The organism is Micromonospora sp. NPDC005257 (assembly GCF_042872445.1).
Classification (GTDB): domain Bacteria; phylum Actinomycetota; class Actinomycetes; order Mycobacteriales; family Micromonosporaceae; genus Micromonospora.
On record NZ_JBIAKL010000024.1, the window covers coordinates 1 to 11,947 of the forward strand.

At 66.3% G+C, this 11,947-nt stretch carries 10 protein-coding genes; 7 read left to right on the forward strand and 3 right to left on the reverse strand.

Features of this window, described 5'->3' with window-relative positions; genetic code table 11:
* Positions 1-169: 169 nt before the first annotated feature.
* The 4 genes from ACFYO8_RS29365 to ACFYO8_RS29380 all read left to right on the forward strand — a co-directional run bounded on the left by ACFYO8_RS29365 (position 170) and on the right by ACFYO8_RS29380 (position 8,351).
* On the forward strand, positions 170-1,063 hold the full coding sequence (locus ACFYO8_RS29365) for a type I restriction-modification enzyme R subunit C-terminal domain-containing protein (RefSeq protein ID WP_387257812.1): 894 nt from the start codon (positions 170-172) through the stop codon (positions 1,061-1,063).
* A gap of 346 nt (positions 1,064-1,409) precedes the next feature.
* Positions 1,410-5,468: an AAA domain-containing protein gene (locus ACFYO8_RS29370; RefSeq protein WP_357711848.1), complete on the forward strand. Its 4,059-nt coding sequence runs from the start codon at positions 1,410-1,412 to the stop codon at positions 5,466-5,468.
* Complete coding sequence (locus ACFYO8_RS29375) at positions 5,465-6,301, forward strand: hypothetical protein (RefSeq protein ID WP_357711850.1); 837 nt, start codon at positions 5,465-5,467, stop codon at positions 6,299-6,301. The genes ACFYO8_RS29370 and ACFYO8_RS29375 overlap by 4 nt, the downstream gene beginning before the upstream one ends.
* A 223-nt stretch (positions 6,302-6,524) precedes the next feature.
* Positions 6,525-8,351, forward strand: coding sequence for a hypothetical protein (locus tag ACFYO8_RS29380; protein WP_357711852.1), 1,827 nt, complete (start codon positions 6,525-6,527; stop codon positions 8,349-8,351).
* A 97-nt stretch (positions 8,352-8,448) separates the two neighbouring features.
* Here ACFYO8_RS29380 and ACFYO8_RS29385 read toward each other — a convergent pair whose 3' ends face one another.
* The 3 genes from ACFYO8_RS29385 to ACFYO8_RS29395 form a co-directional block, all read right to left on the reverse strand.
* Positions 8,449-9,021 (reverse strand): hypothetical protein, encoded by a 573-nt coding sequence (locus tag ACFYO8_RS29385; protein WP_355095904.1) that lies wholly within the window; start codon positions 9,019-9,021, stop codon positions 8,449-8,451.
* Positions 9,022-9,156: 135 nt separating this feature from the next.
* A complete protein-coding gene (locus ACFYO8_RS29390) occupies positions 9,157-9,549 on the reverse strand; it encodes a hypothetical protein (protein ID WP_355095902.1) in 393 nt (130 codons plus the stop codon).
* A 344-nt stretch (positions 9,550-9,893) separates the two neighbouring features.
* Positions 9,894-10,331, reverse strand: coding sequence for a hypothetical protein (locus ACFYO8_RS29395; protein WP_354875025.1), 438 nt, complete (start codon positions 10,329-10,331; stop codon positions 9,894-9,896).
* Between the two features lie 161 nt (positions 10,332-10,492).
* Between ACFYO8_RS29395 and ACFYO8_RS29400 the strand changes: the two genes are divergently transcribed.
* From ACFYO8_RS29400 to ACFYO8_RS29410, 3 genes are all read left to right on the forward strand, one after another.
* Positions 10,493-10,999: a hypothetical protein gene (locus tag ACFYO8_RS29400; RefSeq protein ID WP_354875023.1), complete on the forward strand. Its 507-nt coding sequence runs from the start codon at positions 10,493-10,495 to the stop codon at positions 10,997-10,999.
* Positions 11,000-11,090: 91 nt separating this feature from the next.
* Positions 11,091-11,366, forward strand: coding sequence for a type II toxin-antitoxin system prevent-host-death family antitoxin (locus ACFYO8_RS29405; RefSeq protein ID WP_354875021.1), 276 nt, complete (start codon positions 11,091-11,093; stop codon positions 11,364-11,366).
* Positions 11,363-11,620: a Txe/YoeB family addiction module toxin gene (locus ACFYO8_RS29410; protein ID WP_354875019.1), complete on the forward strand. Its 258-nt coding sequence runs from the start codon at positions 11,363-11,365 to the stop codon at positions 11,618-11,620. The genes ACFYO8_RS29405 and ACFYO8_RS29410 overlap by 4 nt, the downstream gene beginning before the upstream one ends.
* Positions 11,621-11,947 lie beyond the last annotated feature (327 nt).

An 11,947-nucleotide genomic window follows, 5' to 3' on the forward strand; every position in this document is an offset into this window, starting at 1 on the left:
GACTGCTGTCCTACCGGGAGCTTCGTCCTATCTGGAGCAGCGACACGCCGCTGAGCGCCTGCTCAGGAGCCCTTGATCACGATGAAAATGGCTCATTGTGGTCCGCCCGCACCGCAGGCTTGTCGAGTACTTCGTTGACTTCGAGAACTGGCACAGGCTGTCCCCGGAGGTGTCCGCGCAGCTCGCCACCGAGCTTGCCGGCCTTCCCAGCGAGGTGCGGGATGACGGTGAGGAGGCCAAGCGGTTCGACCTGCTCATCCTCCGATTGCAGCTTGGCCTGCTCGTGCCGGATAGCCGGTTCAACCGGCACCGTACCGAAGTGCAGGAAATCGCCGCAGCCCTGCTGGAGCAGACCACCATCCCCGCGATCCGGGAACGGGTCACTCTGCTCGATGAGGTTGCAGGCGACGAGTGGTGGCAGGACGTCACTCTGCCCATGTTGGAGTTGGCCCGCCGCCGCATCCGCGACCTCGTCCGGCTGGTCCCCAAGGCGCGCCGGGCCGTGGTCTACACCAACTTTGCCGACGAGATCGATCAGGTAGTCGAAATGCCGTTCGCCGGGGTGAGTACCGGTACCGATCTTGACCGGTTCCGCGAGAAGGTTCGCGTCTATCTTCGGACCCACGAGGACCACCTTGCGGTGCAGAAACTGCGCCGCAACCGACCGCTCTCCGGTACTGACCTCGCCGAGTTGGAACGGATGCTCGGCGAGAGCGGCGTGGGGGACAAGCAGGACATCGACCAGGCTCGGCGGGCATCCGAAGGGCTCGGTTTGTTCATCCGCTCGATGGTGGGACTGGATCGTGAGGCAGCTCGGGAAGCGTTCAGCGAGTTCCTGACCGGTCGGGCGCTCAACGCTGCGCAGCTCGACTTCATCAACCTAATCATCAACGACCTGACCGCCAACGGTGTGATGGACCCGGGCCGCCTCTACGAGTCTCCGTTCAACGCCATCGCGCCCCACGGGCCCGAAGTGCTGTTCCCATCGGCGGACGTGGACCGCCTCTGCGCGATCCTCGCCGTCGTTAAGCGCAACGCTATGCCAGCAACCGAGGCGGCCTGACGGCTTGCCGTCGCCCGACCAGGCGCAAGCCGATCGCAGAGCGCAAGTGCAGCCAGGCCTGCCGCAGCCTCACATCCACTCGGAAAGACGTACCGACACGGGTTGGTCTCCACCCGGGCAAACCCCACCCCGGCACCCCCGAATCCGGCCTGATCGATAGCCGACACGGCCTGGCGGCACCTCGACCGGGCGGTAGATGTTGCTGAGTGGAGTTGTTCCAATGACGTTCTTGTCGGAAATCCGACGCATCGACCGACATGCCATCCGTCCTATCCTGGAGGGCTTTGCCTCGGGCCGACGGCCCGGCGGATCAGCACTGGCGTACGTCGACTGACTTGGAGACGAGATGCTGTTGACCCAACCGGATGTACTCCACCTCGTCCAACAGGCCGCCGGCCGGTGGGCAGACCAACTGATCGACTTCGGCCCGCGCAACACGCTGCTCTACTTCAAGGAGCGACAGACCACCACCCTCGATCTCGCCGAGGCGGCTCCCGGCGCGGTCGCCGATCTGCTCCAGGGACAGAAAGTTCGCCTACGGACGCTGTTCCCGGACCAGGACCGGCATAGCACCGCCTGCAACACTGCCCGCGGCCTCCGTCGGAAGCTGGTCGAACTGGAGGAGGAGCAGGGCATCCAGGCAGGTTGGGTGACCCGCGGCCTGCTCTGCATGGTCGGTACCTACACCCGTGGGTCCGTGCCGATGCAACCGCTGCGGGCGCCGTTGATCCTGCAGCAGTTGGCGTTGGATAGCAGGACGGCGACGGAGAACGACTTCACGCTGGAGCTGTCGGAGTCACCCGAGATCAACCCCGTCCTCCTGTACGCGCTGGAGCGGCAGTACGGCGTGGAGGCGGACATCAGCGCCCTCGGCCAGAAGCTGAGCGCGATGTTGTCCGAGATCGCTGACCCGGACCAGCAGCTCAGCTCTGCGTACGAGCTGATTGCCGAGGCAGTCGCTCCCAGCGGTCTGTCTCTCCGGCTCGAGCCTGCGTTGGTTGCCGGCGTCTTCAGCTTCGACAAGCTGCCCATGGTCGAGGACCTGCGCAACTCGGCTGAGCTGCTGGCATCACATCCGGTGATCGGCGCAATGGCGGGCGACCGCGACGCTCGGCAACAGTTGCGCACTGAGCAAGCTCAGGGGTCCAGCTCCAGTGCCGATCGGATCGATCCGGCCAAGGAGTTCCTGGTCCACGACGCGGACTCGTCTCAGCAGTCGGCGATCGACGCGGTGCTGTCCGGCCGGCATGTGGTCATCGAGGGCCCGCCCGGCACGGGCAAGAGCCAGACGATCGCGAACATCATCGCGTACATGGCCGCGATGGGTCGCAGCGTGCTGTTCGTCTCTGAGAAGCGGGCTGCCATCGAAGCGGTGATGAACCGCCTTGGCGACGTCGGGCTCGACAACCTGGTGTTCGACCTGCACGACCGCAAGATCAGCAAGCGGCAGGTCGCCCAGCGCATCGCCAATGTCCTCACTCAAGCTGGCGCTGAACCACCCGTCGACACCGACCAACTGCACCGCCGCCTGAACAGCCGCCGGGCCGCGGCGAAACGGCACCCGGCCGAGCTGCACGAAGTACGGCAGCCCTGGGGGGTGAGCGCCTTTCAGATCATCGAGCAGCTCCTCGCGCTTCCGACTCTCGATGTCAGCGGCTATAACCTGCGCGCGTCCGAGCTGCGGAACCTTGACCGATCGAGGCTTGAGTCCGCGCGGGAGGACCTTCGGACGTTCGTGGATCGTGGCGGCCTGAGGATCTGGCGCGGGGAGTCGCCGTGGGCGAAGGCCGCCATCCGCACCCCAGACGATGTCGGCAAGGTGCTGGTGCATCTCGACGAACTCGCGGCCGGCGCCCTACAGGGTGCACAGCGCCAGATCCGGGACTTGGTCGACCGGGCGGGGCTGGACGTGCCGGACGACCTCGCTGCGTGGAGGGACCTGTTCGACCTGCTCAGCGAGGTCGACCGCACCATTGCCAGCTACGGTGAGCAGGTCTTCGGCCCGGATCTGGACGACTTCGTCTACGCGACAGCACCAGGGCGATCCCGGCCGCGCCGCTCCGAGCCGCTCGGGATCTTCCGCCGGTTCCAACTGCGCCGCGAGCTGCGGCGGACCTGTCCGGCCCCTCCCAAGAGCCGATCCGAGATGTATCAGGGCCTGGTCGCCGCGGCAGGCCAGCGTGAGCGGTGGCGGAAGCTCAGCCGTCAGGACAGCGCACCCACTGCTCTGGCGGGCGCCGACCTGTGCATGTCGTCCTTCACGCAGGTGCGTAACCATCTCGCTGCGGTGGCGGCATGTGCCCGGATCGACGGCCTTGAGCGTGGGCCCACCACCACTGCGGCCAACACCCTCGCCGAGTTGAACGCCGACCGCGAGACGTTGTTCTTGATGCCTGACCTGAACAAACAGCAGCAGCTGTTCCGGTCGTTGGGCCTGGGCCACATGCTCGATGACCTGGCCACCCGGCAGGTCTCAAGCGATGAGGCAGCCGACACCCTGTTGCGCTGCTGGTTGCAGGTGGTCCTCGACGAGATGCGCATGCGGGTCCCGTACCTCGGTCAGTTCGTTGGGCAGCAGCATGCCGCGGTGGTCCAGGACTTCCGTGTCGCGGACAGCCGGCACATTGAGATGGCCGCCCGGCACGTGCGCCGCAACGTGGCAGTGAACCTGCGGAAGGCGCGAGACGCCTATCCCGACCAGAACGGCCTCGTCCGGCGGGAGGCGGCCAAGAAGAGCCGGCACCTCTCTCTTCGGAAGCTGCTCAGCAGCGCGCCGGAGGTGCTCCTCGCCGCGTTCCCGTGCTGGGCCATGTCGCCACTGGTGGTCAGCCGCATCCTGCCGGCCGAGCGGTCGTTCGACGTGGTGATCTTTGATGAGGCGAGCCAGATCGAGCCGCACGACGCGGTCGCCTCGATCATGCGTGGCATCCAACTCGTCGTGGCTGGCGACCCGAAGCAGCTCCCACCCACGCCGTTCTTCCGGCGCCTCGTTCAGCAGAGCCCGGCTGGCGAAGACGATGATCTCGTCGACGACAGCCTTGAGGACTACGAGTCCGTACTTGACGTCCTCGGTGGCCTCATCTCGGACCGGTACCGCTTGACCTGGCACTACCGCAGCCGAGACGAGCGCCTGATCGCGTTCTCGAACGTCGAGATCTACAACCGGTCCCTCGTGACGTTCCCCGGCGTGCAGGTCGAGAGCCCGCTGTGCCTGGAGACGGTGGACGGCCGTGTCGCCCCCGGGCAGGGCGGCTCATCAACGGAGGAGGTGAACCGGGCGGTCGAGCTGATTCTCGAGCATGCCGAGCAGCGACCGAATGAGAGCCTCGGCGTCATCACGATGGGGCAGAAGCACGCCCTGCGGATCGAGGCGACCCTGCGCAGCCGACGCCGAGAGCATGAGCACCTCGACGACTTCTTCTCCCAGGACCGGGCCGCGAGCCAGCGGTTCTTCATCAAGAGTTTGGAGAACGTCCAGGGCGACGAGCGGGACGCCATCATCCTGAGTATCGGCTACGCCAAGACCAGAGACGGTCGACTTCCGCTGCGCTTCGGACCGCTCAACCAGGAGGGGGGTGAGCGGCGCCTCAACGTCGCGGTCACCCGAGCGCGGAGTCGGATGACCGTGGTGAGCGCCTTCTCTCACCACGACATGGACCCGAACCAGACCGCGGCGACACGGAACCACGGGCCCGAACTGCTCCGCCGCTACCTGGAGTTCGTCGACCTCGGCGGCGACCTCGGCGCGCGCCAGCACACCGGGGTCGAGCTCAACGGCCTCGAACGCAGCGTCCTGAAGGCTCTCCAACAGCGGGGCATCAACGCCGTGCCGCAGTGGGGCGTCTCCGGCTACCGCATCGACCTGGCCCTCGCCCACCCAGACCAGCCCGGCCGCATGGTCCTCGCTGTGGAGACCGACGGTCACTCGTACCACCATGCACACAGCGCTCGGGACCGTGACCGGCTGCGCCAACAGCACCTCGAGCGCCTCGGGTGGGAGTTCCACCGCATCTGGTCGACCGACTGGTACGTGGACCCGGCAGGCCAGACCGCCCGACTCGTCGCGCGCTGGAAGCAGGCGGTCGACCGCGCCAACCACGCCGCGACGAGCCGCCCCGTACCGCCGGCCCGCCGGCCCGCTCAGCAACCGACGCCGCAGGCGACCCGCCGTGGCCCACGCCCCGACGTGCCGATCGGTCTGCGGATCACCGACTACACGCGGGAACAGCTCGTACAGATCTGCACCTGGCTGGTGAGCGATCAGCTCCAGCGCGATCGGGATGAGCGCCTCCAGGAGGCCATGACCGAGCTCGGCTTCCGCAAGCGGGGCTCAATCATCCTCCAGCGCCTGACCGAAGCACTCGACATCGCGCAGCAGCGCGCCGACCGGGAGGTGTCCCGATGATTGCCCTCGACCCGCTCACTCTGGAACGCGTCGCCCGCCTGATCTGCGACGTCGATGGTCCCTACGAGCGGACCGGTACGCAGATCGAGCGGTTCCTGCATCGGGTCCGGTGGCCTGGAGATCCGCAGTACGACGGCTCTCCGAGGATCCCTTGGCTGACTGAAGTACTCAATTGCCATGCCGATGACGCCGCCGCCCTCGACCGCCTGCTCTGTCGTATCGGTGATCCGCTGGAGTACGACGGCGGCATCGAGGCCGCCGAACCGATCGCGCAAGAGCTGAACCGCATCCTGGCTCCCGAACAGCTCACCATCACCTACGTCGGCGGGCGCCCCGTGCTCGGTCAACTCAGCCAGAGCAGTGACGTTCCCCTGTACGGGCCGCCCCCGGACCTCCACGAACGGGTGCGACGACTATCCCCCAACAGCAAGGCGGTCGACATCCTCATGGCACGCGCCGACGAAGCGTCGATCTGCCAGAACAACGGAGCCTACGCACTGGCGATCATCGGCATCGGCAGCTTCGTCGAAGGCCTGCTGCACGTCGTGGTTACCGACCGCGACGAGACCGTGCGAAGGAACGGCCTGGTCGACCGTAACGGCCGACGGGTTCGGGCCGAACGAGCGGGCCTTCACCTGCTCCTCGAGTACGCGCATCGGAAGAAGTGGGTCCAGACCGACGCCAAGGACTTCATGGAGAAGGTCCGGGATTACCGCAACTTCGTTCACCCCCGTCACCAGATCGACTACGGGCTCGTGCCCGACCTGGACACGGTGCGAATGTGCTGGGCGCCTGTACATGCGCTCCTCAATGACCTGGAATCCGCAGCTTGATCAACAGCTCATCTCGGTGACCAGCAAGCAAGCGGATTGACCTTTCCTTGTCCAGATGTCGCCCTCGACGCTGCCGCTGCTACCCCAGCTTCCGAACCACGACCAGGTGCTGGAGTAGCAGGGGGAGGTCAGCGGGGCCGCATCGAGCGAGTGGGGCGATGCGTTCGGCGCAGCCCTCTCGCCTGTAACCCCTCAGGACGGCGCAATGCTCGGTTTCAGGTCTGTGTTCACGACCCACCGCGAACGGAACCATCTGCAGCCACTGGTACGGGAACAACTCGATCGTTGGATCGCCGGCCCCAAGGGCTGGGATCCGTCTGCGCTTCAAGAGAATCAGTGGGCGACCATCGGCGACAACGTCAGAGCCCTCCTACTGCAGCACGAGGGGCAGGATGGATCGACGTCAACGCGCGTCCGGATCGTCGAAACGAAGCCGGACGGGCAGTGGATCATCCAACTGACCGTACACTCGCCCAACGCGAGAGAGCGGGCGGCGTGGGCCTGGATCGACATCGAATCCCCCGACCCCGACAGCGAGGACCCGAGCAGCCGCCCCCGCCTCGCAGGCACCCCTCGCTTTCTTGCGCCCATGCTCGAAATCATCGATGCCTGGGACGGTGCCGCACGTCTGACGACGCGACCAATCGTCATCCGGGGCGACGAAGTCGACGAGGTCCACCGAGCCCTCATCGACACGGAGCGACGAGGTGTCGTCTTCGTCGCAGGCAATGACGACTCGCTGCCTTCAGTCCCATGGACTAACCGAATCGCCAACCTGACCCGGTTCACCATCGGTATGGCCTCGTGCTACGTGCTGGACGGGGAGGCCACACAGTTGCTCAACGACCGGCTCGGCCAGGCCCACCTCGTACTGCCCGGCCGACTTCGTACCTATCGCTCCCAGGTGCAACCAGACTCCGTCGTCGACGGGCTGCGGCACCGGGTGCTGAGCGCCGAGCGGATCGCCGACGACAACGAACAGCCCCGGCTCGCGCGGGTCCTCGCCTCCAACGCCCAACTGCAGGCTCTCGAACAACCGCTACCCGCATCGGCGGCGCGGGTACACCGGATGCTGGAACGTATCGCTGACGACATGTTGGTGCACCGGCTCGGCGACGTCAGTTCGAAGCGGCCATCGCTCGTTCCGTCGCAACCCCAGGCAGCGGCCGTCGAGACGCGAGAGAGTGATCGCCGGCAAGGTGGCGCCAGCGCGCAGCAAGGCATGTTGCTGGACTACCTGAAGATCAAGGTGGGGGTCGATGACCTGACCGTCGACGGGATCGACGAGATCGTGCGTCTGATCGAGGTCGGTCGGTCATCGCAGGAGGCGCAGAAAGACATCGCAGCCCGATTCGCGCAGCTCCAGGCCGAACTCGATGAGACACAGAAGGCGTATCACGACGTCAAATGGCAGCTGGATGATGAGCAGATCGAGAACCGGGACGCGGTTGAACGCCTGACCCGGTCTGCGGAGACTGAGCGGACGCTGCGCCACCGGCTCGCCTCTATCGGGCAAGCAGAGGTGGCCTGGACGGCACAGCCATCGGAAGCGGACGTCTCCCGGCCGGACAGCTTCGGCGAGTTGCTCCGTTGGCTGCCAAGACTCCAGCACGTCGTGTTCACGGGCGATCCTGACTGCGCTGAGGAACTCGACAGCAACGACCCCCTGGGCGCCTGGGCTTCGAAGACCTGGGACGCGTTGTTGGTGCTCCAGGACTATGCAGCGGCGAAGGCAGACGGGCGCTGGGCTCGGGACGTGAATGGCTTCCTGGAGAACACTCCGGATGGCTGCCACCAGTGGTCGACGCGTCGACACGCCCGTGACGAGAGTGAGGAGGTCCGAACCAACCCGGCGTTCTGGAGGAAACGGGTGCTACCCGTGCCGGTCTCCGTCATTCCGGCGGGCGAGATCTTCATGGGTGCGCATTTCAAGATCGCTCAGTTCGCGATGATCAGCCCTCGCATGCACTATTACGACGATACGGCACAGAGCGGACGGATCTATGTCGGCTACATCGGCCGGCACCTACCGACCGGACAGACGAACTGACGGCCCTGAAGGTAATCGCTGAGCCACGGCGTCGGCGGCTGCGGTACCTACGCCTGACTCGGGTCATACACCAGTCAGCTGGTGGCGCGGTAGAGCTTTACCCGCCGCTGGCATTCGATGGGGCCTTCTCCGCCATGAGGCGTCGGACATGCCGTTCGGACACGCCGGCGGCCAGAGCCAGCTCGGCCGGGCTGGCCTGCGGACGCTCGGCACGCAGCCGGGCTACAACGTCTGCTGTCCGCTCCGCGCGTCCCGTCACCCGTTTGCGTCGTGAGGTCTGCCGCCGGAGGGGCGCCGACACCTGGTTCGTCGCCGGACCGTCGGAGGCCCCAGCCAGCTGCGCCTCCTTCATCTCGGTCACAAGTTCCAACGGAAGCGACACCAGTGGCAACGCAGACGCAGCGTCAGAGGCAGGCGGCTGGGCGGTGTCTGACGTCCGATGGCCGTTGCCTGGGAGCGGCTGCGCTCTGGCCAGCATCTCCACGACCAGCAGCAGCGCCACCGCTGGCCAGGCCGCCACGATCCGCGCTCCGAGGCTTGGCTCGGCGGCGGCGATGTTCGCCGCCACGCTTGCTGCCACCCCGACCGCGAAAGCCGTCCGAGCTGACCAGCGCACCCTCCGACCGGCGCGCTTGTCCTCGACCATGGCCGCCGACGCGACAACCAGCATCCCGTCGACCGACAGCGGCGACCTCGGGACGCTCCCCGAACCTCAACGCCACGGCGACCATGTGACTCCACGACGACCAGGCAGCAATCCCGGCCACCGCCACCGTGCTCATGTCTCGGGCAAGCCGGGTCGGCGTCATCGAACCACCCCCGGCCCGAGCCGTCGCTCAATGGCGCGAACCTCGACGGGGTCCACAGGCAGACGTCCGCCGATGTCCAACCGCGTCTGGACATCGACCCAACGCCGCCGGCGGTCGACGACTTCGCCCGCGTCGAGACCGGTCGCTTTCGCGATGTCCGTCAGGTCCGCGCGAGCCCGCAGCGCAGTGTGGATCATCGTGGGTTGCCAGCGAGTCCACCAGGACACCACCGCAGCGGACAACGCCAGCTCCGCCAGGACGGCAACGCGTCCGGATTCCGGCGTCCGAGCCGCGGCATCCTCTTGAAGATCAAGAAGGAGTTGGAACGGGTTGATCTCTTCCGCACCGGTGAACCACACCGGCGGTTCGGTCGGTCGGGCCGGGTTCATCGGGCACCGCCCGATCCGCGTGAGCTGGGCATAGTCAGCGGTAGCGGGTCACCGGCGATCGTGGCGGTGTGGTTCGCATGGTGGTACCTCCGCCCCACTCCGTTCCAGCTCAGGCACGTCCAGGTCCGCCAGGAGCGAGGCACAGGTCTGCCGGGCATCCCGGGCGGTGATCCGCCGGCCGCTAAGCGACCACGACCGCATGCTCGGCCAAGATCAACCGCCACGTCACCTCGGAGATCGCCTTTATCGCCCCGCGTCCTCAAGGCACACCCCCTGGCCCGCGTCGGCCGAGAGGTCGGCGCAGGCCAGGGCGGAGGCGTGGAGGACGTTCACCGCGTCCTGGGCTAGCGGGGAACGGCGCAGTACGTGAGCGTGCAGTAGAGCTGGACGCTGTTGCCGCCGACCTGGCCTTCGGCGTAGAAGTCGTTGTTCGGGTACTGGTTCGCGAGGTAGATCGGCCCGGCGTACTGGCGGTACTGGCCCGCATCCTCCTTCGATCCGTACGTCACCCCGCCACCCGCGGGCACCCTGACGAGCGTCGCTCTGGTGTATTTCGTCGTGCCGGTGCTGTTGAAGGTGACAGCACACATGGTGTTGCTGTTCCGGTGCTTCGAGACCACGAGACGGCCGTTGGAGAGTTCGTGCGCCGCAATTCGCATGTACTCCGAGCCGCCACAGATTTCCGGTCCTGTCGCCGCGTGCGCCGGGGTCGCGATCCCTCCGACGAGGAGAACCATGGCGAGCGCGGCGCCGCCCCTGCTAGTGATCTTCATCTTTTTCATGGCGAGGATTATGCACGCCCCCTCCTGTGACAGCCATAGGTGAGCCTGTATCTGCCGTCGCGCAGGTCGGCGGCGGCTTGGCGGTGGGTGGGGTCGGTGATGCCGACTGTCTCGGGGCGTGGGTGTTCTTGCCTCCATGGAAGGGCTGCGACCATCAGCAGATGGAGTTCGTCCTGGATCCACCGCACGGGGTCGGCCCGCTGCGGCTCGGGATGACGATCGACGAGGCCCGTGCCGCGCTCGAGACGCTAGGCCCGCTGAGTTCGACCGCCTACGGCGAGGTTGCTCTGCACCTGCGGAGCGGGCTGGGGTTCAGCCTGGGCTTCGGTGTCGGTCCGACAAGGGATCGGGTAAACGGAATCGAGGTGTGGCGCCCCGCCGAACGGGACGTCGTGAGATACCTGGACGTGGACCTTTTCGGCCTGCCCGCGCGAGAAGTCGTGAAGCGCCTACGTCGCCATGTCGACCTCAGGCCGAACGAAGACGACGACGGATTCACCGCGCGGGAGCTGTACCTCGCCCTGTGGCGACCGTTCGCCGCAGACGACGACCCGGACGAGGAACAGGGTTACTTCTTCCAGTCGGCTCTCCTGGCTCGGCCGGGCTACGACGACTCACCAGCCGAGGCAGCAGCACGTCTCGCCGCCGACGACCAGCCGGGCTACTGATCTGCCTGAACTCCCCACCGAACGTCCGCGATGCGTGAGGTACCACCAACCCGGCGAGGTACACTTTTCTGTACATGCCTCGGAGGTGACCATGCGGACCGTGAACTTCACCCAGCTACGGCAGAATCTCGCCGCCGAACTCGACAGCGTCATCAACGACGCTGAGGAAGTGGTGGTGACCCGCTCCGGCCACGAGCCCGTGGTGATCGTGCCGCTTGCCGAGTACGAATCGATGAAGGAGACGGAGTACCTCCTCCGCAACCCGAGCAACGCCGCAGCGCTACGCCGGTCGATGGCCGAGCTTGAGAAGGGTGATGCGGCCGAGCGAGAGCTGATCGATCCAGCCTCGGTGCGGGACATCGCGTGAGACTGGTCTTCACCGCGACGGCCTGGAGCCAGTACCTCAGCCACACCGACCGAAAGCTGGTCAAGCGCATCAACGACCTGATCGCGGACGTGATGCGCAACGGATACGAGGGCATCGGCAAGCCGGAACCTCTCCGAGGAGAACTGTCCGGATTCTGGTCGCGACGGATCGATCGTGAGCACCGGCTGGTGTATCGGATCAGCAAGGAAGATGTCGAGATCATCGCCTGCCGGTACCACTACGCCGACCGGTAGCGGACTGGGCCGCGGCCAGGAGCGCCGCTCGTCGTCGGCCGAGCGCCTGGCAATATAGCGGCCGCAGTCCTTAGTCGACGCCCTCAGCAGCCCCCAATGACCTCCCACAACACCGTTTGACCGCCGACAGTCCACAGGTACAGGGTTTGAGTCCCTGGCGCCAGATCCCAGAGGTCGCATACTGGCCGTGTGACGGACGAACGGGCCGGCAGGTCGACACGTTGGACGATTCAGAGGGTGGTTCGGTAGCTTTCGTCCATTGTGGGTTCGGCCCGGCATGTGAATGTGAGCCGTGGTCGTAACCGGTGACGTGGTGGCCGCGTTGGG